This is a genomic window from Micromonospora gifhornensis (genome assembly GCF_016863515.1).
Taxonomy (GTDB): Bacteria; Actinomycetota; Actinomycetes; order Mycobacteriales; family Micromonosporaceae; genus Micromonospora; species Micromonospora gifhornensis.
The window spans coordinates 62,016-85,386 of sequence record NZ_BOPA01000001.1 but is presented as its reverse complement, the minus strand read 5'-3'; the positions used below and the strand labels follow the sequence as shown (position 1 = coordinate 85,386).

The window sequence follows — 23,371 nt, the reverse complement described above, 5'->3', positions numbered from 1 at the left end:
CGGCACCCGCGACCCCCTACCGCTCGCCGCGCGCACCCCCGAATGAAAGGCGGAACACCATCATGCGTACCACCATGCTGCGTAAGACCGCTCTGACCATCGCCGCTGCCGCCGCCACCGCCGGTGGCATCGCCGGCCCCGCCGTCGCCGCCCAGGCCGCACCCAGCACCCCCACCGCCGTGCAGGCCGACCGCAAGCCCGGCGGCGAGCGCCAGCTCGACGTGCGCTACGAAGCTCAGCCCAACTTCTACTACTGCGGCCCCGCCGCCGCCCGTAACGCCCTGAGCGTGCAGGGCAAGAACATCGACGTCCACACCATGGCCAAGGAGATGGGCACCACCGAGAACGGCACCGACTCCATCAACGACATCACCCCGGTGCTGAACAAGGAGACCGGCAAGGACGTCTACAAGTCGGTGGAGCTCCCCGGCGCCAAGGCCGATGACAAGCAGACCGACAAGCTGCGCGAGGACATCAAGCGCACCGTCGACAGCGGCCACGCCGTGGTAGCCAACATCGCCGGCACCACCACCGACACCGACGGCGTCGTCCACAGCTTCGAAGGCGGCCACTACATCAGCGTCACCGGCTACCAGGACGACGGCGACACCGTCACCATCGCCGACTCCGCCAACCCCGCCACCGCCACCTACCAGCTCACCACCGACGACCTCGCCGACTGGATCGCCACCCGCGGTTACACCGCCACCAGCTGACGATCCACCACCGCGAACGGCAAGGGCCGACTCCGTACGGGGTCGGCCCTTGCCGTTGTTCAGCTGCGGGCGTCAACTCCGGCAGGCGGCCTCGATGGCGAGGCTGTCCTCGTAAACGTGGTGCCGGACGATCCGGCCATCGGCCACCGTGAGGTGCAGCGCGAAACGAGCGGTGAACCGTTTGCCGGTACGGCGTACGGTCTGGGCGACCTGGCCGAACACCACGGCGTCCGGCCCGTCGACGAGGATGCCGGTGACGGTCGCCTCGGCCTGACCCGGCACGGTGGCCGCAGCCAGCGTGCGGTGGTGGTCGGCGACGTCGGCACGGGTCGAGCGCGGACGGATCCACGGCACGTCGAGGTGCTCGGTGCTCGGCCAGTTGACCTGCCAGTCGACCTGGTCGGCGTACAGCTCGGCGATTCGCTCGGGTGCCGCACCGGCGACGATGCGGGACAGCAGCGTGTCGACGGTCTGCCGGGTAGCGGACACTTCACGACCTCCAAGGGCAGGGGACACGGTCACCGTCGGCTGCGTTCGCGCAGCACTGCCGCCGTACGCTCGTCCGCCGGATAGAACGACTCGATGGACAGTTCGGCCAACGTGACGTCCAGTGGCGTACCGAACGTCGCGATGGTGCTGATGAAGGCCAACTCTGCACCGTCGTGCCGCAGTCGCAGTGGCACCACGATGTCGCCTGGGCCGGGCAGTTCGACGTCCGGTTCCGGGCCGTCGCTCGGATAGCCACGTAACTCGCCGTCCAAGGCGGCCAGCCCCGCGTCACCTGTCAGTTCGACCTGCCGTGCCAGCCGAGCCAGCAGGTGCGCACGCCACTGGCCGAGGTTCGCTATGTGCGGGGCGAGGCCGTCCGGATGCAGGCTCACCCGCAGCACGTTCACCGGAGGCGCCAGCAGGTCGGGCGCGACCAGGTCGGTGAAGATGGTCAGGCTCTGATTGGCGTCCACCATCTGCCACCTGCAGTCGACCACCACCGCCGGGTACGGCTCGTGGCCGGCCAACACCTGCCCGACGGCGGCGCGGGCCGGCGCCATCCGGGGGGCGGTCAGCGCGGTCTGCGGGTACGCCGGGGCGTAGCCCGCCGCCAACAACAGCCGGTTGCGTTCGCGTAGCGGCAGGTCGAGGTGCTCGGCGAGGCGAAGCACCATCTCCGGGCTCGGCCGCGACCGGCCCGTCTCGACGAAGCTCAGATGGCGGGTGGAGATGTCGGCCCGCACGGCCAACTCCAGCTGACTCAACCGCCGCACCTCCCGCCACCGGCGCAGCGCCGGGCCGACCGAGAGCGCCGGCACGGTGGCGGTCACGGCAGCTCCGGCGGTACCGCGTCCAGCGCGGACGGGCGCAGGCTCGATCGACACAGCGGTGGGGGCAGGTTCATCGGGTTCCTCGTCCTCGGGCGTGCACGCCAGCGTGCCGGACCACCCGCGCGGAGTCGATTACCTGCCAGGTAATGCCCGAAGGCCGCCGGTCTGCGCTCAGCCGCCGGAGTCGTCCAGCTCGGCACCCTGGGGGACGGTGTCGTCGTCGCGGCTGGCCAGCCAACCGTCGGGCAGGAAGACCTTGCCCGGGGAATTGGTGCGTCCGCGTGGTTGGCCAAGCGTTTCGGTCGGGAAGGGCACTGTCGGGTCCAGCTTGCCGAGCAGGTCGTCGAGCTGGGCCAGGCTGTCGATCATGGCCAGGGCGCGGCGCAGCTCGCTGCCGATCGGGAAGCCCTTGAGGTACCAGGCGACGTGCTTGCGGAAGTCGGTGCAGCCGTCCCGCTCGCCCCGAGCCGGGTTGCGCGCCCCGGCGGTGAACTGGTCGACAAGCAACTCGGCGTGCCGGCGCATGGTCAGCGCCACCTCGCCCAGGGTGGGCAGCCGCCGGTCGGTACGCCCCGCGAAGGCCGCCTCCAGGTCGGCGAAGAGCCACGGCCGGCCCAGGCAGCCCCGTCCGATCACCACCCCGTCGACGCCGGTGTGGGCCACCATCCGCAGTGCGTCGTCGGCCTCCCAGATGTCGCCGTTGCCGAGCACCGGCACGTCGAGGGCCTGCTTGAGGGTGGCGATGGCGTCCCAGTCGGCGGTGCCCGAGTAGCGTTGTGCGGCCGTACGCCCGTGCAGGGCGACCGCGGCGACCCCGGCGTCCTGGGCGGCCAGCCCCGCCTCGACGTACGTCAGGTGGTCGTCGTCTATGCCCTTGCGCATCTTGACCGTGACCGGCACCCCGGCGGGTGCGGCGGCATCCACCGCAGCCTTGACCAGGCGGGCGAAGAGGCGGCGTCGCCAGGGCAGGGCCGCTCCCCCACCGCGCCGGGTGACCTTCGGGACCGGGCAGCCGAAGTTGAGGTCGATGTGATCGGCCAGATCCTTCTCGACCACGATCCGCACGGCGGCGGCGGTGATCTCCGGGTCGGTGCCGTAGAGCTGGAGGCTGCGCGGGCTCTCGTCCGCCCCGAAGGCGATCATCCGCAGGGTCTTCGGGTTCCGCTCGACCAGGGCGACCGTGGTGATCATCTCGCAGACGTAGATGCCGCCGCCCTGCTCCCGGCAGAGCTGCCGAAAACCGACGTTGGTGATGCCCGCCATCGGCGCGAGCACCACAGGCGGCCACACCTGGTGCCGTCCGATGCTCAACGGCCCCAGCGCAGCACTCGACATCATCACCGCCCAAGTGTAAGGAAGGGCCCCTTCTTAACGCCTCGTGCATAGGAAGGGCCCCTTGTTAACGCGACGCATAACACACTCACGGCGAGGTCGGGGCGCTGTCCACAGCGTGCGCGGTCGTCCACAGGTGCCCGGCTCGGGCGGGACACAGGCCGGCGAGTGCGGTGATGCTGCGCGGCATGCGTACCCATCCACCCGAGTTCTCCGAGCTGGCGGAGCGGCAACAGCAGATCGTCAGCCGCACCCAACTGCTGACCTGCGGCTTCGACGACATGTACCTGTACCGGCAGACCCGGCGCGCCCTCTGGCAACGGGTCCTGCCCGCGACGTACGCCCTGGTCACCGGCACCCTGACCGACGAGCAGCGGCGGATCTCGGCGGCGCTGTACGCCGGTGGCGAGGCACAGCTCACCGGCCTGGCCGCGCTGACCTGGTACGGCTTCCGACAGAGCCCGCGCAGCGACGACGTACAGCTGATCGTGCCGCATCACGCACGACGCAGATCCGCAGGTTCGCGGTGGTCTCGCGGGCTCTGGCCCTGGACGACCGGGCCCGGGCCACACCGCTGTACCCGGTGTGCTCTCCGGCCCGCGCGGTGGTCGACGCGGCGCGCGACCTGCGGCAACTCCGCCCGGTGCGCGCCATCGTGGCCGAGGCCGTGCAGCGGGGGTACGCCGATCTCACGTCCCTGGACGAGGAGATCAGGCGAGCGCGACGCAGCCGGACTGCGTTGATCAGGAAGGCGTTCGAGGAGGTGGCGGCGGGCACCCGGTCCGCGCCCGAGGCGGAGTTGCGGGAGTGTCTGGCGGGCAGCAGCGTGCTGAGCGAGATCCACTGGAATCCCCGGCTGCTCGGCGCGGATGGCACGTCGCTGCCGACACCTGACGGCTATCTGGCCGACGCGGCGGTGGCGCTGGAGGTCGACTCGCAGGAGTACCACTTCCGACCTGCGGACTGGACGCGCACGCTGGACCGGCACAACGAGCTGAGTCGGCACGGCATCCTGGTGCTGCACTTCACGCCCGCGCAGATCCGCCGCGAGCCACGCCGGGTGCGCCGCACGGTGGAGGACGCGTACGACTCCCGGCGCGGTGTCGGTGCCACTGCCCGGGTACGCGTCGGCCAGCCCAGTTGTTAACAAGGGGCCCCTCCTCTACGCCAGGCGTTAAGAAGGGGCCCTTCCTTACACCTCAGCAGCCGGGGAGGTGGTCGATCAGGTAGCGCTCGACCTGGTCCAGGGCGATGCGCTCCTGGGCCATGGTGTCCCGGTTGCGGATGGTCACCGCGTTGTCGTCCAGGGTGTCGAAGTCGACAGTGACGCAGAACGGGGTGCCGATCTCGTCCTGGCGACGGTAGCGGCGGCCGATCGCCTGCGAGTCGTCGAACTCGACCACCCAGCGCTTGCGCAGCTGCGTGGCGAGATCCTTGGCCTTGGGCGAGAGCGCCTCGTTGCGCGACAGCGGCAGCACCGCCACCTTGACCGGGGCCAGCCGCGGGTCGAAGCGCATCACGGTGCGCTCCTCCATCTTGCCCTTCGCGTTGGGGGCCTGGTCGACGTCGTACGCCTCGAGCAGGAACGCCAGCACCGCGCGGGTCAGGCCGGCGGCCGGCTCGATCACGTACGGGACCCAGCGCTCGCTCTTGGTCTGGTCGAAGTACGACAGGTCGACCCCGGAGTGCTTGCTGTGCGTGGAGAGGTCGAAGTCGGTGCGGTTGGCGATCCCCTCCAGCTCGGCGAACTCGCTGCCGCCGAACTGGAATCGGTACTCGATGTCGACGGTGCGCTTCGAGTAGTGGGAGAGCTTCTCCTTGGGGTGCTCGTAGAAGCGCATGTTCTCCGCGGAGAGCCCGAGGTCGACGTACCAGTTCCAGCGCTCGGAGAGCCAGTACTCGTGCCACTGCTCGTCGGTGCCGGGCTCGACGAAGAACTCCATCTCCATCTGCTCGAACTCGCGGGTCCGGAAGATGAAGTTGCCCGGGGTGATCTCGTTGCGGAACGACTTGCCGGTCTGCGCGATGCCGAACGGCGGCTTCTTCCGCGCCGCGTTGGCCACGTTGTTGTAGTTGACGAAGATGCCCTGGGCGGTCTCCGGGCGCAGGTAGTGCAGGCCCTCGTCGCTCTCCACCGGGCCGAGGAAGGTCTTCATCAGCCCGTTGAACATCTTCGGCTCGGTGAACGTGCCCTTGTTGCCGCAGTTCGGGCAGTTCAGCTCGGTGAGCGAGGCGAGCGGCTTGCCGTGCTTCTCCGCGTACGCCTCTTCCAGGTGGTCGGCGCGGAACCGCTTGTGGCAGGACTGGCACTCGGTCAGCGGGTCGACGAAGGCGTCGAGGTGGCCGGAGGCCGCCCACACGTCCCGGGCCAGGATCACCGCGGAGTCCAGCCCGACGACGTCGTCACGCTGCTGGACCATGGTCTTCCACCACTGCCGGCGGACGTTCTCCTTGAGCTCCACGCCGAGCGGGCCGTAGTCCCACGCCGATCGGGTGCCTCCGTAGATCTCGCTGGAGGGAAAGACGAAGCCTCGGCGCTTGGCGAGGCTGACGATGGCGTCGATACGGTCTGCTGGCATGTTTCCTCCTACGCCGACTGGCGGTCGGCGGGGACGCGGTGGGATGGAACGAACAGTTCGGGACAACGGTACGACTGCCGTGGTCCCGAACCCAGCACATTACCTGCGGCCGGTCAGTTGACTCCGCAGACCTCCATGGCACCGGTCTGCTGGTCCTGGCCGAGCACGACCTGCTGCCGTTCCTGACCACCGCCGGCGAGGGTGACGTCCACCGGCACGGTGAGCGTGGTGGTGTCCACGTTGCCGACCCGGTAGGAGACGATCTGCGGCTCGGCGGCGGCCCGGCGTTCGAACTCCTGCCGGGACTCGCGCCGCTTGGCGTCCTCGCAGAGCTGGTCGTACGCCTGGCCGTACTTGCCGTCGGCCAGGGCGCGGTAGTAGTCGCTGGAGACCGTACGGCCCTGTTCCTCGATCGCCTGCACCCCGCTGACCAGCAGGCCGACCACCGCGGTGCCCCCGCCACCGCAGCAGAGCACCAGCGCCAACGCCCCGGCACCGAGGCCGAGCCAGAGTCGGGAGCGGCGGCCCTCGGTCGGCGGCGCCGCGAACGGCGGTGCCACTCCGGGGCCGGTCGGCGGTGTCGGCACGCCTGACTCGACCGCACCGGGCGGTGCGAAGCCACCTTGGCTCGGCGGCTGGGGATTCGGCTGGCCGGGCAGCGGGGGCTGGGGTGGTGGGGCCGCCGGTCCGGGATCGGTCATAGCAGCCAGCGTAGTGCCCGACAGCTCAGCGGTAAGGACCCGCAGCGCGATCGCTGTCGACCACCACCACGTCGCCGTCGGGCGCAGCGCTGGCCAACGTCTCGTACGCGGACGGCTCGTCGATGCTCTCGGCGAGCAGCGGGATCGCCGTGACCTTGACGTCGAAGCCACCGAGCGCACGGCGGTAGGTGCCCACCGACTCCCACTCGGTGACCAGGCACCAGTGTCGCGGGTCGTCCAGCGCCCGGACCAGTTGCCCGCGCAGGTAGCCGGGGCGGGCAGCCAGGGCCGCGAGAGCGGCGTGGGCCCGTTCGGCGAAATCCTGCGCGCCGTCGTCGTCGACCACGAACCGGTTGGTCACGAGCACCGGACATTCCTCCTCGTAGAGTCTGTGGGATGCAGCGTACGCAGCGCCGGATCGCTAGCCGCCTGGCCCGGACCAACCCGACGGCCGTGTTCCTGATCACCCTGCTTCTCGTACTTGTCGCGTTCTTCACCCCGGGCCCGCTGGGCGGGCTGTTCACCCTGCTGCTCGCCGCCGTGGTGGCCGCCCTGCTGGTGACGACCTGGCCGGTGCAGACGCCGCCGACCCGGGTGATCCGATTGTTGATGTTGACCCTGCTGGTCACCGTCGGCCTGGTGAAGCTGCTCTGATCGACCTGCTCCGACATGCAATTATGCGTTTTTGACAATCATTGTCATTGTCGCGGACAGTCGATGACATGACCTTCCGCACCACCCCCCGAGTCCTGGCCACCGCCACCGCCGCGCTGCTCGCCCTGACCGGCGTCGCCGCTTGCAGCACCGACACCAGCGCCGGTGGCGACCCGGAGCGGGTCGACGTGGTGGCCGGCTTCTACCCCCTGCAGTTCCTGGCCGAGCGGATCGGCGGGGACGCCGTGACGGTGACCAACCTGGCCCGTCCGGGCGCCGAGCCGCACGACCTGGAGCTGAACCCGCGGCAGGTCGGTCAGATCATCGACGCCGAGCTGATCATCTTCCTGGACGGTTTCCAGCCCGCGGTGGACGAGGCGATCGAGCAGAACGGCGGCGACCGGGCCTTCGACGTGGCTGCGGTCGAGCCCCTGCTGGACGCCACCGCCGGCGGTCACGACCACGACCACGGTGACGAGCACGACCACGATGACGAGCATGCCGACGAGGTGTCCGACGGCGCGAAGGACCCGCACGTCTGGCTCGACCCGACCCGGCTGGCCACCATCGGCGACAAGCTGGCCGAACGGCTCGGCGCCGTCGACCCGGACCACGCCGACGAGTACGCCCAGCGGGCGGCCACCCTGCGTACCGAGTTGGAGCAGCTGGACACCGAGTTCACCGAGGGGCTGAAGACCTGCCAGCGCCGGGAGATCGTGGTCAGCCACACCGCGTTCGGCTACCTCGCCCAGCGCTACCAGTTGGCGCAGATCGGCATCACCGGCCTCTCGCCCGAGGACGAGCCGTCGCCGCAGCGGCTGGCCGCGGTCACCGAGGAGGCGCGCGAGCACGGCGCCACCACGATCTTCTTCGAGACGCTGGTCAGCCCGAAGGTCGCCGAGACGATCGCCCGGGAGGTGGGCGCGCAGACCGCGGTGCTCGACCCGCTGGAGGGCCTGTCCACCGGCAACAGCGGGGAGGACTACCTTTCGGTGATGCGTACCAACCTGCAGACCCTGCGGACGGCGTTGAGCTGCTCGTGACACCTGAAGTCATCACCGTCACGCACGGGGTGGTGGGCTACGACGGCCGCCCCGTGCTGCGGGACGTCTCGCTGACCGTGACCGCCGGTGAGGTGGTCGCGGTCCTCGGCGCCAACGGTTCCGGCAAGTCGACCCTGATCCGCGCCGTACTCGGGCTGGTCCCGCTCAGCTCCGGTTCGGTGACCCTCTTCGGCGAACCGGCACGCCGGTTCCGCCAGTGGCACCGCATCGGGTACGTCCCACAGCGCCTCGGCGCGGGCAGCGGCGTACCGGCCACGGTGGGCGAGGTGGTGGCCTCCGGCCGGCTGGCCCGCCGAGGCATCCTGCGGCCACCGGGGCGCGCCGACCGCAAGGCCGTCACCGAGGCGCTGCACGCCGTCGGTCTGGCCGACCGGGCGAAGGACCCGGTGTCCACCCTCTCCGGCGGGCAGCAGCAGCGCACCCTGATCGCCCGTGCGCTGGCAGGTAAGCCCGAACTGCTGGTGCTCGACGAGCCGACGGCCGGGGTGGACGCCGCCAGCCAGGAGGCGTTCGCCGAGGCGCTGCGCGGCTTCACCGACGGCGGGGGCACCGTCCTGCTGGTGGCGCACGAGCTGGGTCCGCTCCAACCGCTGATCAGCCGGGCGATCGTCGTACACCAGGGTCTGATCGCGCACGACGGCGCGGTGCCGGAACCGGCCGGGCACCACGCGGCGCCGGACCACGACCACGTGCATCCGCACTGTCCCGAGGAACCCGCCGGGCTGTGGGGCACGAATTGACCCTCTTCCAGTACGAATACATGCAGAACGCGCTGATCGGCGCGCTCGTCATCGGGGTGGCCGCACCGGCGCTCGGCATCTACCTGGTGCAGCGGCGGCTCGCGCTGATCGGGGACGGCATCGGGCACGTGGCGTTGACCGGTGTCGGCGCGGGCCTGCTCTTCGGCACCTCCCCCGTGATCATGGCGGTGATCGCAGCCGTGATCGGTGCGGTCGCCATCGAGTTGATCCGCGAACGCGGCCGTACCTCCGGTGACCTGGCCCTGGCCCTGCTCTTCTACGGCGGCATCGCCGGTGGTGTGGTGCTGGTGGGCCTGTCGGACAGCACCAGCGCGAACCTCAACGCGTACCTGTTCGGGGCGCTCACCACCACCTCCCGCAGCGACCTCGTCACCATCGCGGTGCTCGGTGTGGCAGTCCTGATCACGATGATCGCCCTGCGGCCCGCGCTGTTCGCGGTCTGCCAGGACGAGGAGTACGCGCGGGTCTCCGGCCTGCCGGTACGCGCCCTGAACCTGCTGCTGGCGGTCACCACCGCGATCACCGTGACGATCGCGATGCGGGCGGTCGGCGTACTGCTGATCAGCGCGCTGATGGTGGTGCCGGTGGCCACCGCCCAACAGGTCACCCGGGGCTTCCGCGCCACCATGACGGCGGCGATGACCCTCGGCCTGTTCGCCGCCGGCGCCGGCATCTGGGTGGCGGCGGTCGCCGACACCGCGCCCGGCGCCTCGGTGGTGGTGCTCGCCATCGCCTCGTTCGTGGTGATCACCCTGTTCGCCGCCGGCTGGCGTCGGATCCGCCGGACCCGACCGGAGCCGCTGCCCGCACCCGAGCCACCCGAGGTGGTGCTCCACCGGTCCTGACCACGATGACCCTGTCGGTATTGGTTACCGTTGCAGAGTGAGCAGCGAAACCGGCTACGACGCGTACGAGGGCGCCAGTGAGCTCCTGCGCGCCCTCTCCGCGCCGATCCGGCTCGCCATCGTCAGCGAGTTGGCCGGCGGCGAGCGCTGCGTGCACGAGTTGGTCGACAAGCTCGGCGTCGCCCAACCGCTGGTGTCCCAGCACCTACGGGTGCTACGCGGCGCCGGCGTGGTCCGCGGTTCCCGGCGTGGCCGGGAGATCGCGTACGCCCTGGTCGACGAACATGTTGCGCACATCGTCGCCGACGCGGTAAGCCATGCCGGGGAGGGATCATGAGCGAGCGAACCGGTCAGCTCAGAACGTCAATTCCTGAGGCCGACGCCCAGCCCGGCACCATCGTGGTCTGCCAGGTCAGCGCGACCGCGCCTCGGGGTGATGAGCAGCGCAGTGGAGTGCCGTCATGAGCGACAGTGGGACGGCGGTCCGTAACACCCGGCAGCGCTCGGCGGTGAGCGCCCTACTGGCCGAGGTGGAAGGCTTCCACAGCGCTCAGGATCTGCACGCGATGCTGCGGGATCGCGGCGAGCGGGTCGGCCTGACCACGGTGTACCGGACCTTGCAGGGCCTGGCCGACGCGGGCGAGATCGACGTGATGCGCCCGCCGGGCGGCGAGCACCTCTACCGCAGGTGCAGCGAAGGACATCACCACCACCTGGTCTGCCGGGCCTGCGGTCGCACGGTCGAGGTGGCCGGCCCCACGGTGGAGACCTGGGCCGACAAGGTAGCCGCCCAACACGGCTTCACCAACGTCAGCCACACCCTGGAAATCTTCGGCACCTGCCCCACCTGCACCCCCTAACCCCCTCCCCCCTCACCCCGCCCCCACGCCTCCCGCGCCCGCCCCCGCGCCTGCGCCTGCGCCTGCGCCTGCGCCTGCGCCTGCGCGATCTTGCACTTTGTGTCGCCGCAAAAGCCGCGAGAGGGGTATATCCGCGACCGAAAGCGCAAGATCGACGGCGCCACGGCGGGTGAAGGCGAGACGAGGGCGCATGCAGGTGGGGCGTCCACCCAGACCCACGCGATCTTGCACTTTGTGTCGCCCCAAAGGCTATATAAGGGGCGAATCGGCGACCGGAAGTGCAAGATCGATGCGGCTGGGTGGGTGAGGCGGGGGCGGGTTGGGCGTGGCAGGGTGGGCGGCGTGAAGATTTACGCTGATCGCTTTCCGGTGGCGCTGCGGCAGGTACTCACCGATCTACTCGTCGTCGCCTGGGTTTACGCGACGATCCGGGGCGCGTTGTGGTTGCACGACCTGGTGCAGAGGTTGGCCGTACCCGGGCAGAAGTTGGAAGGGGCCGGCGGTGGGCTGGCCGACAACCTGGCCGAGGCCGGCGGGAAGGTCGGACGGGTGCCTCTGGTGGGTGACGAGTTGACGGCGCCGTTCGAACGGGCGGCGGACGCGGCCCGTTCGCTCGCCGAGGCTGGGCGCGACCAGCAGGAACTTGTCGACCAGTTGGCCCTGGCGCTGTCGGTGGGGATGATGATCGTCCCGCTCGGGCTGGTGCTGTTCGGCTGGCTGCCGTTGCGGGTGCGCTGGATGCGCCGGGCCGGCTCGGCGGCGACACTGGCCGCCGCACCCGCCGGTCAGGACCTGCTGGCCCTGCGCGCCCTCGCCAACCAACCACTACGCCGACTCACCCGCATCAACCCCGACGTGGCGCAGGCATGGCGCGACGGCGACGAACAAACCATCACCGCCCTCGCCACCCTCGAACTCCGCCACCTGGGCCTCCGCACCCCCAGTACCCCACCACCCCCAGCCACCCGGCCGCGTTGATCAAGAGGTTTGCGTCAACATCGGCTCGAATCCTGACGCAAACCTCTTGATCAACGGCGAGGCGGGCGCGCGCCAAGCCGGCGGGGCGGGGCGGCGGGGCGGGTGTCGGGTCAGGTGTTGGCCAGGCCGCTGGGGTCTTCGTCGTCGTCGATGTCGTCGTCGCCCCAACTGCGGCGGGAGAACGGCAGGATCAGCCAGAAGGTGAGGAACCAGAGTCCGGTGACGGCGCTGAGCAGGAAGGCGATCGGGCGGGCGAGCACGAAGTCGGTGATCAGCAGGACCGAGCTGACCATCGCGATCAGCATCAGGGCGAGGCCGCCGGAGGCCATCAGGTGCGCGAACCGGACCAACTCCGGTTTACGTCCCTGACGGAACAGCGCGCGGTGGAACGCCACCGGCGAGATGATCATCGCGGTGGCGCCGGCCGCTGCGAGCAACGCGACGATGTAGACGTCCCGCTGGAACGGGCTGGTGCTGCCGAAGCCGTTGCTGAACGGCAGGGTCAGCAGAAAGGCGAAGAGGATCTGCACGCCGGTCTGCGCGACCCGCAACTCTTGCAACAGGTCGGCGAAGTTGCGCTGCCACCGCTGCTTCTCGGTTTCCTTGGACACCGCTGACCTCCGGGGGTACGGCCTGCCGCCGGACCGATTCGGTGACGGCGGCAACGCTGATTGCCCCACCGCCGTCGATCCGAAACCGGTTCGCAGGACCACCGCCCTCGTGCCCCGGCCAACCCGCCGCGCCACTCAAGAGCGCCACGCCACTCAGCAGCCGCACCGCACTCAAAAGCCGCACCGCCCAGCAGCCGCACCGCAATCAAAAGCCGCGCCACTCAGGAGCCACGGCATTCAGGAGCCACGGCATTCAGGAGCCACGGCGGATACGTCCCGCGTACCGGGCCTCCAGGGTGTCGTTGTGCGCGTCGCCGCCGGCGATGTTGGCGGACAGGTAGACCGGCGGACGTTCGCCCGCCGCGAGCAGCCGGGCCACCACCTCCACCACGATCTGCTGGGCCAGCAAGGCGGCGGTGATCGACGAGACCGCACCGACCGCGCCACCGTCGGGCAGCGGCAGGGTCGCGTCGCCGTACGGGGCGCCGTTGTCCAGCACCACGTCGGCGAAGTCGGCGAGCTTGCGGCCCGACGGATGGCGGGACTCCATCCGGGCCGAGTGTTCCGTCGAGGTGATCGCCACCAGCCGGTGGCCGCGCTCGCGCACCAGCGAGGCGAACTCCACCATCGCCCCGTTCACCCCCGAGTTCGAGGCGAGTACGAAGATGTCGGCCGGGTCGACCGGGGCGAGTTCGTAGAGACGGTGGGCCACCGACGGGTCCCGTTCCAGCTTCGGCCCCAGCACCTCGGTGGACGCTCCGCCGTGCAGCACCAGGTCACGCAGGGCGATCCGGTTGGTCGGCACCAGTCCACCGGCCCGGCCGGCGATCTCCATCGCCAGCGCCTCGGAGTGGCCGGTGCCGAAGGCGTGCACCACCCCGTCGGCCCGGATCGCCTCGGCGATCAGGTCCGCGGCGCGGGCCACCTGGTCCCGCTGACTCTGGGCCACCCGGTTCATCGTCGCGGTCACCACGGCCAGGTAGCCGTCGGCACTCAACGTCATCGTCACTCCGCTTCCTCGCCGGCCGGCAACTCCCGCCAGCCATTCCCAGCCCTTCCGCCAGCAACTCCGCCAGCCCGCCGCAGGCATCGAGGCACACCGGCACGCCGTGTCGCGCTCAGGCGGCAGAGCGCACCCGGGCCACGATCGCCTCGGCCAGCCGCGTCGGCACCTCGTCCGGAATCCAGTGGCTGACCCCGGCGATCTCGACGAACCGGTAGTCCCCCTGCACATGCTTGACGCACGCCTCGGCAGCCGTACGCCCGATCGCCACGTCCCGGTCACTCCACACGAAGGTGGTCGGCACGTGCGACGCGCCGGTCGCCGCCAGGTCCGTCCAGGACATCGCCCGGTACCAGTTCAGCGCCGCGGTCAACGCGCCGGGCTTGCGCATCGGTTCGGCGTACGCGGACACCCGCGCCGCGTCGCCGACACCGCGCAGCATCCGGCGCAGCCCGCGGGCCCCCAGGCCCAGCAGCGTCTTCTCGGCCACCCCGGGCCGGCGGAACAGCAGCATGTACGCCGAGCGCGCCTTCTGCTGCGCATCCTCGCTGAGGGCGTACGCCATGGCGGCCGGATGCGGCACGGAGACGGCGGTCAGTGTGCGGACCCGCTCCGGATGCTCGGCGGCCAGCGCCCAGGCCACCACGGCACCCCAGTCGTGCCCCACCACGTGGGCGGAGTCGACGCCGAGGGCGTCCAGCACGGCGGCCGCGTCGGCGACCAGCTCCGCCAACCGGTACGCCTCGACTTCCGTCGGCCGTGCGCCCGGCGAGTAGCCACGCTGGTTGACCGCGTAGGTGCGCAGACCGGCCACGTGCAGGGTCGGCGTCACGTCGTTCCACTCGCCCGCGTGCTGCGGAAAGCCGTGCAGCAGCAGCACCGGCTCACCGTGCTCCGGGCCGCCCGCCGTGACGTCGAACCGCATACCTCGGGCGTCGATGTGCATGACCCGCAGCCTACCGAGGTGGACAGTCAGTCGTACTGCTGCTTGGGGGTGGGTATCGGCCGCCAGGACTCGACCTGGAGGTAGGGGATCTCGGCGTCGTTGACCGGGTCACGACCGATCCGGTCGCTGTACCGGCCGATCACCTCGACCCAGGTGTCGTCGGGCAGACCGGCCGGCACGTCGCCGGTGAGGCCGAGCTTGACCGGCCGTCCGTCGGCCGCGCAGCAGGACAGCACCATGCGGGCCAGGATGGGGCGGCCGTCCTCGCCGGTGGCGAGGAAGCCGGTCAGCAGCACCCGCCGGTCGCCGATCGAGGCGCCTCGGTCGAACAGTGCCCGGGCCGCGTAGTCGAGGACGCTTACCGGCGCGGGGTCGGCGTCGGGCAGCGGCGGGTAGTCCGACTGTCGTGGGGCGTTCAGCGCGGTGCCGGACTGGTTGGCCGCGTACGAGCCGAGGGCCGGCGGGGCGACCAGCAGCAGGCCGAGCACGGGCAGGATGAGCAGCCAGCCGACGCGCGGTTCGTGGTGGGTGTGGTCGTCGTGGTCGTCGGCAGGTTCGTCGGAGCGGGTGAGGACCGGGCGTAGCTCGTACCAGAGGGTCATGATCGCCGCGACCACCAGCAACAGACCGGCGGCGATCAGGAACGGTCGCAGCCCTTCCTTGACGTAGCGCAGGTAGAGGTCGGAGAGGCTGGCCCGCAGCACCGCGCCGCCGAGCAGCAGCAGGACCACCGCCTGCGCCTGCCGGTTCACAGCAGCACCGCCCCGACGGCGGCGGCGACCAGCAGGGCCACCGCGAACGTGGTCGGCGCGAACCGGAAGGCGAACCGGCGGCCGAAGACACCGGCCTGCATCGAGATCAGCTTGAGGTCGACCATCGGTCCCACCACCAGGAACACCAGTCGGGACGTGAGGGAGAACTGCGACAGCGAGGCCGCCACGAAGGCGTCCGCCTCGGAGCAGAGCGAGAGCAGCACGGCGAGTGCCGCCAGCGCCAGGATGGACAGCCAGGCGTTGTCGGCGAGGGTCTGCAGCAGGCGTTCCGGCACCAGGACGTTGATGCTGGCGGCGGCCATCGCGCCGAGCACCAGGAAGCCACCGGCGTGGGTGACGTCGTGCCGGACGGCAGCCCAGAAGGCCCGCCCGCGCCGGGGGTCGTCCAACTCGGGTCGGCGCGGCATCCTGATCCACTCGGTGCGTCCGAGGCGCAGCCAGAGCCAACCCATCACCATGGCCACCACGAGGCTGGCGAGGCCCCGGGCGAGGACCATCTCGGGGTTGCCGGGGAAGGCGACAGCGGTGGCGGTCAGCACGATCGGGTTGACCGCTGGTGCCGCGAGCAGGAAGGCCAGGGCGGCGGCCGGGGTGACCCCGCGGCGGATCAGCGAACCGGCGATCGGCACGGATCCGCACTCGCAGCCGGGCAGCACCACGCCGGCCGCGCTGGCCGCCGGCACCGCCAGGGCCGGGTGCCGGGGCAGCGCCCTTGCCCAGAACGACCGGGGTACGAAGACCGCGATCACGGCCGAGAGCAGCACCCCGAAGACCAGGAACGGCACCGCCTGCACCATGATCGAGACGAACACCGTGGTCCAGGTCTGCAGGCGCGGATCGTCAAGCGCCCCGGCCAGCGGATCCCTGACGATGATCAGCAGGATCAGCAGCGCGGCCAGCACCTCCACCGAGCCGATCCGGTCGCCGAGCCATCGCCGGGATGGTGTGGAACCGTCCGGATGGGTCGCGGGCGCCTCGGTGGTGACGCCGCCGGGACGGCCCTGCGGGTCGTCGGCCGGTACGGCGTGATCCGTGTCTGTGCTCACCCTGTCGTCTCTTCACCCGGGACATTCGGCGGGCTGAGATTACCCTCCGGCACCGACAACGTCGATAAATGTCACGGAAACGGGCGGGTGTGGCGGACGGGCGTACCCGAGGGCCGGTGCCGCACCCGGCGTGACCTGCGTAGATCACATTGCCTGTTGATCTTCAAAGGTGTTAGCGTCGGCGAGACAACTTCACCTCCGACAGGGGAGCGCACAGCGCTGAGAGTGCGGGTTCGCCCGCAGACCCTCCGTACCTGATCTGGGTAATGCCAGCGCAGGGAGTTCGGTCCACCTCCAGCCCGCCACGGCCCGGCGCCGTCGGGCGCGGCGTGCGTCTTACCTGGTTCGAACACTGGACTGGGAGCAATCATGAAACTGCCGACCACCAACCGGTGGCGCACGATCGACATCGTCGTGGCTGCGGTGATCGCCGTCGCCTTCGGTGTGATCTTCTGGGCCTGGGGCCTGCTCTGGCGGGCTGTCGACCCGGCCTTCGCCTTCTTCCCGGCCAGCCAGGCCATCATGTACGGCGTCTGGCTGATCCCCGCGGTGCTCGGCGGGCTGGTGATCCGCAAGCCGGGTGCCGCGCTGTTCTGCGAGGCGGTCGCGGCGACCGTCTCCGCGCTGCTGGGCTCGGAGTGGGGCGGCGTCACCATCGTCCAGGGCCTGATCCAGGGCCTCGGCGCGGAACTGGCCTTCGCCGCCTTCCGCTACCGCTCGTTCCGGCTGCCGACCGCCCTGCTCGCCGGCGCGATGACCGGCCTCGGTGCCGCGCTGTTCGACTTCTTCGTCTGGAACACCGCGTACGAACTGGTCAGCTACCGGATCCCGTACGCGCTGTTCACCGTGCTCAGCGCCGCCGTGATCGCCGGCGCCGGCGCCCACGCCCTCACCAACTCCCTCGCCCGTACCGGCGCCCTGTCCCGCTTCCCCTCCGGCCGCACCCGAACCCTCGTCTGACCCCCGCCCCTGTTGATCAAGAGGTTTGCGTCTGTCGATCCTGCATTCCAGACGCAAACCTCTTGATCAACGGCGATGGTCGGGGTGGGTGGGTGACGGTGGGAGGAGGGAGGTACGGGGTGGGTGGGGTACGGCTGCGGGGGTTCGGGTGGCGGCATGCCGGGCGGCGGGCCTGGGCCGTGCGCGGGGTGGACCTGTGGGTACGACGAGGGGAACGGGTGTTGCTGCTCGGGCCTTCCGGGGCGGGCAAGAGCACCCTGTTGGCGGCGCTGGCGGGGCTGCTGCCGGAGGACTCCGGTGAGCAGGAGGGCACCATCGAGATCGATGGGCGGCCACCGGCCGAGGTCCGCGAACGGGTCGGCATCGTCTTTCAGGATCCGCAGTCCCAACTGGTCATGGCGCGCAGCGGCGACGACGTGGCGTTCGGGCTGGAGAACCGGGGTGTACCGGCAGCACAGATCTGGCCCCGCGTGGACGAGGTGCTGCACCGGGTCGGGTTCCCGTACCACCGGGACCGGCCCACCGCGGCGCTCTCCGGCGGCGAACAGCAGCGGCTCGCCCTGGCCGGTGCGCTCGCGCTGCGCCCCGACCTGCTGCTGCTCGACGAACCCACCGCCAACCTCGACCCGGCCGGTGCCGACCTGGTCCGCGCCGCGATCGCCCGCGCGGTCGACGGCGACACCACACTGATCCTGGTCGAGCACCGGATCGCCGATGCCCTGCCCCTGGTGGACCGGGTGGTGGTGCTCGAAGCCGGTGGCGGCGTACGCGCCGACGGTACGCCGGAAGCCGTCTTCGCCGCGCACGGCGACGCCCTCGCCGCCGACGGCGTCTGGGTGCCGGGTCGACAGTTCCCGCCACGCCCGGCCGCCGCCCCGGCCGGCGAGGTGCTGCTCACCGCCGACCGGCTCGGCCAGCCACCCCGGCTGGCTCCGACCAACCTGACCGTACGCGCCGGTGAGGCGCTCGCCGTGCTCGGTCCCAACGGCGCCGGCAAGTCCACCCTCGCGTTGCTGCTCGGCGGGCTGCTCAAGCCCGGCACCGGACGACTGTCGGCCAGCACGGAACTGGCCGGGGCCGACGCCCGCACGGCACCGCACCGGTGGCGTGCGCCCGCGCTGGCGCGCCGGATCGGCTCGGTGTTCCAGGATCCCGAGCACCAGTTCGTCACCAGCACGGTCTTCGACGAACTGGCGTTGGGCCCGCGCCGGACGGGCGCCACCGATGTGGTGGTCCGTCAGCGCGTCGACGACCTGCTGCAACGGCTGCGGCTGGACAAGCTGGCCGGGGCGAACCCGTACACCCTCTCCGGCGGGGAGGCGCGTCGGCTGAGCGTCGCGACCGCGCTGGCCACCGCGCCCCGGCTGGTGATCTGCGACGAGCCCACGTTCGGGCAGGACCGGCGGACCTGGCAGGAGTTGGTGGACCTCTTCGCAGAGCTGCGCGACGCCGGCCACGGCCTGGTGACGGTCACCCACGACACCGACTTCGTGGCCGCGCTGGCCGACCGCACCCTGACGCTGCGGCCCGTACCGTGATCGACTTCGAACCGGTCGCCCGGCCGGACGCCCCGCTGGCCCGCCGCAACCCGGTGGCCAAGCTGGCGGCGGCGCTGCTGTTCGCCTTCCCGCTGCTGGCGACGCTGGATCCGGTCGCGCCGGCGATCGCACTGGCGGTGGAGTTGGCGGTACTGCCGTTGTTCGGCCTGCGGTACCGGGTGCTGCTCCGTCGGGCCTGGCCGCTGCTGCTCGCCGCCGGTGGCGTACTTGTCACCCTGGTCCTGTTCGCCGCCGACCGGTCGGGACGGGTGCTGCTCGACGCCGGCCCGATCATGGTCACCTCGTCGGTGTTGCTCACCGCCCTCGGCCTGGTGCTACGCCTGTTCGCGGTCGCGCTGCCCGGCGTGATCGTCTTCGCCACCACCGATCCGACCGATCTGGCCGACGCGCTTGTGCAGAACGCGAAGGCGCCGGCCCGGTTCGCCATCGGCGCGCTGGCCGCGTTCCGGCTGTTGCCGCTGCTCAGCCAGGAGTGGCAGATGATCGCCATGGCCCGCCGGGCGCGAGGCGTGGACGCCGGCCGCAACCCGGTGGCCAAGCTGCGACTGTTCGCCTCGACCGCGTTCACCCTGCTCGTCGGGGCGATCCGCCGGGGCACCCGACTCGCCGTCGCCATGGACGCCCGCGGCTTCGACTCCACCACCCCGCGCACCTTCGCCCGCCACCAGCCCTTCTCCACCGCCGACTGGCTCCTGCTCATCTGCGCCCCCGCCCTGGCCGCCACCGCCCTCACCATCAGCATCACCCTCGGCACCTTCACCCCCCTAACCCCCTAACCCCCTGCCCCCTCCCCCTCGCCCTACGTCCCTAGGTTCCCGTCGATCATGCAGTTGTCGTCCCCGCAAAGGGGATAATCTCCGCGTAACGGCGACCGAAACTGCATGATCGACGAGGCGAGAGGGTGCGGGGCGAGAGAGCGCGGGGCGGCGCGGGGCGAGAGGGTGTGAGGACGGGGGGAGAGAGTGGGGTGAGGGGGCGGGGGGCGACCACATGGTGACCAGGGGTGGGGGATGACGCGGGCGGGCATCGAAGCGCGCTACCGTCGCAGCACTACTGACAGACGCGGAAGGTGGCGACGAGGATGGCGGATCGGGCTACGGCGCAGATCGGTGTGACCGGGCTGGCGGTGATGGGCCGCAACCTGGCTCGGAACCTGGCTCGCAACGGGTTCACCGTGGCGTTGCACAACCGCTCGCCGGAGCGGACCCGGTCGCTGGTGGCCGAGCACGGCGACGAGGGCACCTTCGTCCCGACGGAGTCCCTTGCGGACTTCGTCGCCGCGCTGGAGCGCCCCCGCGCAGTGATCATCATGGTCAAGGCGGGCGGCCCCACCGACGCGGTGATCGACGAGTTGGTGCCGTTGCTCGAAGAGGGCGACATCATCATCGACTGCGGCAACGCGCACTTCGCCGACACCCGTCGGCGGGAGGAGGCGCTGCGGGCCCACGGCCTGCACTTCGTCGGCACCGGTGTCTCCGGTGGTGAGGAGGGCGCACTGTGGGGGCCGAGCATCATGCCGGGCGGCTCCGTCGAGTCGTACCGCAAGCTCGGCCCGATCTTCGAGAAGATCGCCGCGCAGGTCGACGGTGAGCCGTGCTGCCAGCACGTCGGGCCGGACGGCGCCGGGCACTTCGTGAAGATGGTCCACAACGGCATCGAGTACGCCGACATGCAGCTCATCGCCGAGGCGTACGACCTGCTGCGGGCCGGTCTGGGCGCGACGCCGTCGGAACTCGCGGAGATCTTCCGGGAGTGGAACACCGGCGAGCTGGAGTCGTTCCTGATCGAGATCACCGCCGACGTGCTGGCGCACACCGACGCCGCCACCGGCGAGGCGTTCGTGGATGTGGTGCAGGACCGGGCCGAGCAGAAGGGCACCGGCCGGTGGACCGTCCAGATCGCCCTCGACCTGGGCATCCCGATCACCGGCATCGCCGAGGCGACCTTCGCCCGGTCGCTGTCCGGGCACGTCGGGCAGCGTGAGGCCGCAGTCCGGGCCTTCCCCGACTCCGGGGAGAAGTGGCAGGTCACCGACCGCGAGGCGTTCATCGAGGATGTCCGCCGGGCCCTGCTGGCTTCGAAGATCGTGGCGTACGCCCAAGGCTTCGACCAGATCCGTGCCGGCAGCGCCGAGTACGACTGGAACATCGACCTGGGCGGCACCGCACGCATCTGGCGGGGCGGCTGCATCATCCGGGCCCGCTTCCTGGACCGGATCAAGCAGGCGTACGACGAGCAGCCGGAGCTGCCCACCCTGCTGGTGGCGCCGTGGTTCGCCGACACCGTGCGCGACGGCGTGCCGAGCTGGCGGCGGGTGGTGGCCGAGGCGGCGCAGGCCGGCGTCCCGACCCCCGCCTTCGCCTCGTCCCTGGCCTACTTCGACGCGCTGCGCGCCGAGCGGCTGCCCGCCGCCCTCATCCAGGGTCTGCGGGACAACTTCGGCGCACACACCTACCGCCGGGTCGACCGCGACGGTTCCTTCCACACCCTGTGGGCCACCCCGGACCGCGCCGAGGTCGAGGCCTGAGGGTCGCACCGGACCGCGCCGAGGTCGAGGCCCAAGGTCACACCCGATCGCGCCGGGGTCGAGGCCTGAGGGGTCACACCGTCAGGTCGACGCCTGAGCTGACGCTGACGCGCCCTGTCCCGGGACACCGGGACAGGGCGCGTCAGGTTACGGGGTCAGAAGAAGCGGCGACGCCGGGCCTTCTGGGGGCGCAGCAGGTCGGCTCCCCGGGTGAGCATGCGGCTGGCCCCGGACGGGCCGCGCCGCGACTCCAGCGTGTGACTGAGCCGGCGAGCACCCGCTGCCGCCAACGGAACCGCCACGGCCATCACCGCCCACTGGGCAACGCGCTTGCGGATCATGTGGTTTCACCTCCGTCAGTGGCTGCTGCCAGCGGTGGTACCCACTCCGGGCGGACACTATGCGTTCAGGTGGTCGGTGCCACCGGGTTGGGTAGCGCGCCACCGAAGCGGCGGTCCCGCTGCGCGTACAGCTCGCAGGCGTACCAGAGGTGGCGGCGGTCGAAGTCCGGCCAGAGCGTGTCCAGGAAGACCAGTTCGGCGTACGCGCTCTGCCAGAGCATGAAGTTCGAGGTGCGCTGCTCACCGGAGGGCCGCAGGAACAGGTCCACCTCGGGCACCTCGGGGTGGTAGAGGTAGCGGGCGACGGTCTTCTCGGTCACCTTCGCCGGGTCGAGCCGGCCGGCGGCCACCTCCCGGGCGATCGCGGCGGCGGCGTCGGCGATCTCCGCCTGCCCGCCGTAGTTGACGCAGAACTGCAGGGTCAGCGTCGAGTTGCCCCGGGACATCTCCTCGGCGGTCTGCAACTCGCTGATCACGCTCTTCCACAGCCGCCCGGCCCGACCCGACCAGACCACCCGCACCCCGAGGTCGATCAGCTGGTCCCGGCGTCGACGGATGACGTCACGGTTGAAGCCCATCAGGAACCGGACCTCGTCCGGCGAGCGCCGCCAGTTCTCGGTGGAGAAGGCGTACGCCGACAGGTAGGGGATGCCCATCTCGATGGCCCCCTCGACGGTGTCGAAGAGCGAGAACTCCCCCGCCTCGTGTCCCTTGGTGCGGGGCAGCCCCCGCTCCTTGGCCCAGCGGCCGTTGCCGTCCATCACCACGGCGACGTGCTTGGGCACCGCCCCCGGCGGCAGCGCCGGCGGCCGGGCACCCGACGGGTGCGGGGTCGGCGGCACCGGCTCGCGCCGGCCGGCCCTGGTGGATCGGATCACTCGGCTCTCCCCTGTTCACGCTCTGGGACCGCTGTGGTCGCCGGGCCACCCCGATCGACCAGCGGCAGCGAGCGTAGCGTGCGCTCCAGATGCCACTGCAGGTGCGCCGCGACGAGCCCGCTGCACTCCCGGCGTACCCCGGTGTCGGTGGCGTTGGCGACCCGCCAGTCTCCGCCGACAAGCGCGGACATCAGGTCGATGGTGGCCGGGGCGGGATGAGCGGCACCCGGGGGACGGCAGTCCGGGCAGACCGCGCCTCCGGCGGGCACCGAGAAGGCCCGGTGCCGGCCGGGGGTGCCGCAGACGGCGCAGGCGGTCAATGCGGGCGCCCAGCCGGCCAGGGCCATGCCCCGCAGCAGGTACGCGTCGAGCACCAGGGTGATGGCGTGTTCTCCCTGGGCGAGGGCCCGCAGCGCGCCCAGGGTGAGTTGGAACAGCCGCAACGACGGTTCCCGCTCCACCGGAGTGAGCCGCTCGGCGGTCTCGGCGATCGCGCTGGCCGCCGTGTAGCGGGGATAGTCGCCGAGGAACCGCTTGCCGTACAGGTCGATCCCCTCGACCTGGCTGACCGTGTGCAGGGAACTGCCCAACTCCCCCTTGGGGTCACCGGCGAGTTGCAGGTCGACGTGGCCGAACGGCTCCAACCGGGCACCGAACTTGGAGGTCGTCCGGCGTACGCCTCGGGCCACCGCCCGCAGCCGGCCGTGCCGCCGGGTGAGCAGGGTGACGATCCGGTCGGACTCGCCGAGCTTCTGTACGCGCAACACCACCGCGTCGTCGCGGTAGAGCTGTCGGCGGTATCCGGCCATCGCGTCATTGTCCCTCCCGGCCGGACACCCGTCGGCACCCCGGGTCGGATTTCAGGGTCCGCTCCGGGTATCGGGGGCCGCTGACCCGGATGTGCCCCCACCAGCACCG

The 23,371-nt window shown here is 71.1% G+C and carries 29 protein-coding genes and 1 riboswitch; of the genes, 14 read left to right on the top strand and 15 right to left on the bottom strand.

The features are described 5' to 3' along the window. The first annotated feature begins 62 nt into the window (after positions 1 to 62). Complete coding sequence (locus Vgi01_RS00420) at positions 63 to 716, top strand: C39 family peptidase (protein WP_204289793.1); 654 nt, start codon at positions 63 to 65, stop codon at positions 714 to 716. 72 nt (positions 717 to 788) lie between these two features. Here the strand turns inward: Vgi01_RS00420 and Vgi01_RS00415 are convergent, their stop codons facing one another. The 4 genes from Vgi01_RS00415 to Vgi01_RS00400 all read right to left on the bottom strand — a co-directional run bounded on the left by Vgi01_RS00415 (position 789) and on the right by Vgi01_RS00400 (position 3,650). After that, positions 789 to 1,205 (bottom strand): nuclear transport factor 2 family protein, encoded by a 417-nt coding sequence (locus Vgi01_RS00415; protein ID WP_102660622.1) that lies wholly within the window; start codon positions 1,203 to 1,205, stop codon positions 789 to 791. Positions 1,206 to 1,234: 29 nt separating this feature from the next. Then, a complete protein-coding gene (locus Vgi01_RS00410; RefSeq protein ID WP_102660621.1) occupies positions 1,235 to 2,035 on the bottom strand; it encodes a helix-turn-helix domain-containing protein in 801 nt (266 codons plus the stop codon). 171 nt (positions 2,036 to 2,206) lie between these two features. After that, on the bottom strand, positions 2,207 to 3,373 hold the full coding sequence (gene dusB, locus Vgi01_RS00405) for a tRNA dihydrouridine synthase DusB (RefSeq protein WP_373306827.1): 1,167 nt from the start codon (positions 3,371 to 3,373) through the stop codon (positions 2,207 to 2,209). Positions 3,374 to 3,455: 82 nt separating this feature from the next. Beyond that, the gene (locus tag Vgi01_RS00400) at positions 3,456 to 3,650 is read right to left on the bottom strand and encodes a hypothetical protein (RefSeq protein ID WP_204289807.1); all 195 of its coding nucleotides are present in this window, start codon (positions 3,648 to 3,650) and stop codon (positions 3,456 to 3,458) included. Positions 3,651 to 3,893: 243 nt separating this feature from the next. On the opposite strand from Vgi01_RS00400, the gene Vgi01_RS30370 reads away from it, so the two are divergent. After that, a complete protein-coding gene (locus Vgi01_RS30370; protein WP_239088735.1) occupies positions 3,894 to 4,514 on the top strand; it encodes a putative endonuclease domain-containing protein in 621 nt (206 codons plus the stop codon). Positions 4,515 to 4,566: 52 nt separating this feature from the next. Here the strand turns inward: Vgi01_RS30370 and Vgi01_RS00390 are convergent, their stop codons facing one another. The 3 genes from Vgi01_RS00390 to Vgi01_RS00380 all read right to left on the bottom strand — a co-directional run bounded on the left by Vgi01_RS00390 (position 4,567) and on the right by Vgi01_RS00380 (position 7,014). Beyond that, entirely contained in the window at positions 4,567 to 5,946 is a 1,380-nt protein-coding gene (locus Vgi01_RS00390) for a glycine--tRNA ligase (protein ID WP_102660620.1), read from the bottom strand. 113 nt (positions 5,947 to 6,059) lie between these two features. Continuing rightward, complete coding sequence (locus Vgi01_RS00385) at positions 6,060 to 6,533, bottom strand: Rv0361 family membrane protein (RefSeq protein WP_204289805.1); 474 nt, start codon at positions 6,531 to 6,533, stop codon at positions 6,060 to 6,062. 139 nt (positions 6,534 to 6,672) lie between these two features. Next, positions 6,673 to 7,014: an antibiotic biosynthesis monooxygenase family protein gene (locus Vgi01_RS00380; RefSeq protein WP_204289792.1), complete on the bottom strand. Its 342-nt coding sequence runs from the start codon at positions 7,012 to 7,014 to the stop codon at positions 6,673 to 6,675. 29 nt (positions 7,015 to 7,043) lie between these two features. Here Vgi01_RS00380 and Vgi01_RS00375 point away from each other — a divergent pair, with 29 nt between their 5' ends. From Vgi01_RS00375 to Vgi01_RS00345, 8 genes are all read left to right on the top strand, one after another. Next, on the top strand, positions 7,044 to 7,301 hold the full coding sequence (locus tag Vgi01_RS00375) for a hypothetical protein (RefSeq protein ID WP_204289791.1): 258 nt from the start codon (positions 7,044 to 7,046) through the stop codon (positions 7,299 to 7,301). Between the two features lie 68 nt (positions 7,302 to 7,369). Then, positions 7,370 to 8,344 (top strand): metal ABC transporter substrate-binding protein, encoded by a 975-nt coding sequence (locus Vgi01_RS00370; protein WP_204289790.1) that lies wholly within the window; start codon positions 7,370 to 7,372, stop codon positions 8,342 to 8,344. Continuing rightward, positions 8,341 to 9,105 (top strand): metal ABC transporter ATP-binding protein, encoded by a 765-nt coding sequence (locus Vgi01_RS00365; RefSeq protein ID WP_204289789.1) that lies wholly within the window; start codon positions 8,341 to 8,343, stop codon positions 9,103 to 9,105. The genes Vgi01_RS00370 and Vgi01_RS00365 overlap by 4 nt, the downstream gene beginning before the upstream one ends. After that, positions 9,102 to 9,971 (top strand): metal ABC transporter permease, encoded by an 870-nt coding sequence (locus tag Vgi01_RS00360; RefSeq protein ID WP_204289804.1) that lies wholly within the window; start codon positions 9,102 to 9,104, stop codon positions 9,969 to 9,971. The genes Vgi01_RS00365 and Vgi01_RS00360 overlap by 4 nt, the downstream gene beginning before the upstream one ends. A 37-nt stretch (positions 9,972 to 10,008) precedes the next feature. Next, positions 10,009 to 10,308 carry an ArsR/SmtB family transcription factor gene (locus Vgi01_RS00355; RefSeq protein ID WP_204289788.1) on the top strand — a complete coding sequence of 100 codons (300 nt, stop codon included), beginning with the start codon at positions 10,009 to 10,011 and terminating at the stop codon, positions 10,306 to 10,308. Next, positions 10,305 to 10,436, top strand: coding sequence for a hypothetical protein (locus Vgi01_RS31090; protein ID WP_275409838.1), 132 nt, complete (start codon positions 10,305 to 10,307; stop codon positions 10,434 to 10,436). The genes Vgi01_RS00355 and Vgi01_RS31090 overlap by 4 nt, the downstream gene beginning before the upstream one ends. Next, positions 10,433 to 10,831: a Fur family transcriptional regulator gene (locus tag Vgi01_RS00350; protein ID WP_013735369.1), complete on the top strand. Its 399-nt coding sequence runs from the start codon at positions 10,433 to 10,435 to the stop codon at positions 10,829 to 10,831. The genes Vgi01_RS31090 and Vgi01_RS00350 overlap by 4 nt, the downstream gene beginning before the upstream one ends. A gap of 342 nt (positions 10,832 to 11,173) precedes the next feature. After that, complete coding sequence (locus tag Vgi01_RS00345; protein ID WP_204289787.1) at positions 11,174 to 11,809, top strand: hypothetical protein; 636 nt, start codon at positions 11,174 to 11,176, stop codon at positions 11,807 to 11,809. Between the two features lie 110 nt (positions 11,810 to 11,919). Here the strand turns inward: Vgi01_RS00345 and Vgi01_RS00340 are convergent, their stop codons facing one another. The 5 genes from Vgi01_RS00340 to Vgi01_RS00320 form a co-directional block, all read right to left on the bottom strand. Continuing rightward, positions 11,920 to 12,420 carry a DUF6328 family protein gene (locus Vgi01_RS00340; protein WP_102661022.1) on the bottom strand — a complete coding sequence of 167 codons (501 nt, stop codon included), beginning with the start codon at positions 12,418 to 12,420 and terminating at the stop codon, positions 11,920 to 11,922. Positions 12,421 to 12,673: 253 nt separating this feature from the next. Next, positions 12,674 to 13,423, bottom strand: coding sequence for a sugar isomerase domain-containing protein (locus Vgi01_RS00335; protein ID WP_204289786.1), 750 nt, complete (start codon positions 13,421 to 13,423; stop codon positions 12,674 to 12,676). A gap of 115 nt (positions 13,424 to 13,538) precedes the next feature. Beyond that, complete coding sequence (locus Vgi01_RS00330) at positions 13,539 to 14,369, bottom strand: alpha/beta fold hydrolase (RefSeq protein WP_204289785.1); 831 nt, start codon at positions 14,367 to 14,369, stop codon at positions 13,539 to 13,541. A gap of 26 nt (positions 14,370 to 14,395) precedes the next feature. After that, the gene (locus tag Vgi01_RS00325) at positions 14,396 to 15,121 is read right to left on the bottom strand and encodes a TIGR03943 family putative permease subunit (protein WP_102661025.1); all 726 of its coding nucleotides are present in this window, start codon (positions 15,119 to 15,121) and stop codon (positions 14,396 to 14,398) included. Continuing rightward, a complete protein-coding gene (locus Vgi01_RS00320) occupies positions 15,118 to 16,059 on the bottom strand; it encodes a permease (protein ID WP_239088738.1) in 942 nt (313 codons plus the stop codon). The genes Vgi01_RS00325 and Vgi01_RS00320 overlap by 4 nt, the downstream gene beginning before the upstream one ends. Positions 16,060 to 16,381: 322 nt before the next feature. Then, positions 16,382 to 16,487: riboswitch (TPP riboswitch) on the top strand. A gap of 70 nt (positions 16,488 to 16,557) precedes the next feature. On the opposite strand from Vgi01_RS00320, the gene Vgi01_RS00315 reads away from it, so the two are divergent. The 4 genes from Vgi01_RS00315 to gnd all read left to right on the top strand — a co-directional run bounded on the left by Vgi01_RS00315 (position 16,558) and on the right by gnd (position 21,234). After that, complete coding sequence (locus tag Vgi01_RS00315) at positions 16,558 to 17,148, top strand: ECF transporter S component (RefSeq protein ID WP_102661027.1); 591 nt, start codon at positions 16,558 to 16,560, stop codon at positions 17,146 to 17,148. A 119-nt stretch (positions 17,149 to 17,267) separates the two neighbouring features. Further along, positions 17,268 to 18,686, top strand: coding sequence for an ABC transporter ATP-binding protein (locus Vgi01_RS00310; RefSeq protein WP_204289783.1), 1,419 nt, complete (start codon positions 17,268 to 17,270; stop codon positions 18,684 to 18,686). After that, a complete protein-coding gene (locus Vgi01_RS00305; protein WP_102661029.1) occupies positions 18,683 to 19,483 on the top strand; it encodes an energy-coupling factor transporter transmembrane component T family protein in 801 nt (266 codons plus the stop codon). The genes Vgi01_RS00310 and Vgi01_RS00305 overlap by 4 nt, the downstream gene beginning before the upstream one ends. A 305-nt stretch (positions 19,484 to 19,788) precedes the next feature. After that, positions 19,789 to 21,234, top strand: a complete 1,446-nt coding sequence (gene gnd, locus Vgi01_RS00300) for an NADP-dependent phosphogluconate dehydrogenase (protein WP_102659181.1) — start codon at positions 19,789 to 19,791, stop codon at positions 21,232 to 21,234. Between the two features lie 155 nt (positions 21,235 to 21,389). Here the strand turns inward: gnd and Vgi01_RS00295 are convergent, their stop codons facing one another. The 3 genes from Vgi01_RS00295 to recO all read right to left on the bottom strand — a co-directional run bounded on the left by Vgi01_RS00295 (position 21,390) and on the right by recO (position 23,262). Then, positions 21,390 to 21,575, bottom strand: a complete 186-nt coding sequence (locus tag Vgi01_RS00295; protein ID WP_013735380.1) for a hypothetical protein — start codon at positions 21,573 to 21,575, stop codon at positions 21,390 to 21,392. Positions 21,576 to 21,640: 65 nt separating this feature from the next. Next, entirely contained in the window at positions 21,641 to 22,417 is a 777-nt protein-coding gene (locus Vgi01_RS00290; protein WP_199180260.1) for an isoprenyl transferase, read from the bottom strand. Between the two features lie 32 nt (positions 22,418 to 22,449). Then, positions 22,450 to 23,262 carry a DNA repair protein RecO gene (gene recO / locus Vgi01_RS00285; protein ID WP_013735382.1) on the bottom strand — a complete coding sequence of 271 codons (813 nt, stop codon included), beginning with the start codon at positions 23,260 to 23,262 and terminating at the stop codon, positions 22,450 to 22,452. Between the last annotated feature and the right edge of the window lie 109 nt (positions 23,263 to 23,371).

Excerpts from the sequence above, each read along its gene's own strand:
- Vgi01_RS00420 (WP_204289793.1), top strand. The coding sequence starts at position 63 with ATGCGTACCACCATGCTGCGTAAGACCGCTCTGACCATCGCCGCTGCC.
- dusB (WP_373306827.1), bottom strand. The coding sequence starts at position 3,373 with ATGATGTCGAGTGCTGCGCTGGGGCCGTTGAGCATCGGACGGCACCAG.
- Vgi01_RS00400 (WP_204289807.1), bottom strand. The coding sequence starts at position 3,650 with ATGTCGTCGAAGCCGCAGGTCAGCAGTTGGGTGCGGCTGACGATCTGC.
- Vgi01_RS00390 (WP_102660620.1), bottom strand. The coding sequence starts at position 5,946 with ATGCCAGCAGACCGTATCGACGCCATCGTCAGCCTCGCCAAGCGCCGA.
- Vgi01_RS00375 (WP_204289791.1), top strand. The coding sequence starts at position 7,044 with ATGCAGCGTACGCAGCGCCGGATCGCTAGCCGCCTGGCCCGGACCAAC.
- Vgi01_RS00370 (WP_204289790.1), top strand. The coding sequence starts at position 7,370 with ATGACCTTCCGCACCACCCCCCGAGTCCTGGCCACCGCCACCGCCGCG.
- Vgi01_RS31090 (WP_275409838.1), top strand. The coding sequence starts at position 10,305 with ATGAGCGAGCGAACCGGTCAGCTCAGAACGTCAATTCCTGAGGCCGAC.
- Vgi01_RS00350 (WP_013735369.1), top strand. The coding sequence starts at position 10,433 with ATGAGCGACAGTGGGACGGCGGTCCGTAACACCCGGCAGCGCTCGGCG.
- Vgi01_RS00335 (WP_204289786.1), bottom strand. The coding sequence starts at position 13,423 with ATGACGTTGAGTGCCGACGGCTACCTGGCCGTGGTGACCGCGACGATG.
- Vgi01_RS00330 (WP_204289785.1), bottom strand. The coding sequence starts at position 14,369 with ATGCACATCGACGCCCGAGGTATGCGGTTCGACGTCACGGCGGGCGGC.
- Vgi01_RS00315 (WP_102661027.1), top strand. The coding sequence starts at position 16,558 with ATGAAACTGCCGACCACCAACCGGTGGCGCACGATCGACATCGTCGTG.
- gnd (WP_102659181.1), top strand. The coding sequence starts at position 19,789 with ATGGCGGATCGGGCTACGGCGCAGATCGGTGTGACCGGGCTGGCGGTG.
- Vgi01_RS00295 (WP_013735380.1), bottom strand. The coding sequence starts at position 21,575 with ATGATCCGCAAGCGCGTTGCCCAGTGGGCGGTGATGGCCGTGGCGGTT.
- recO (WP_013735382.1), bottom strand. The coding sequence starts at position 23,262 with ATGGCCGGATACCGCCGACAGCTCTACCGCGACGACGCGGTGGTGTTG.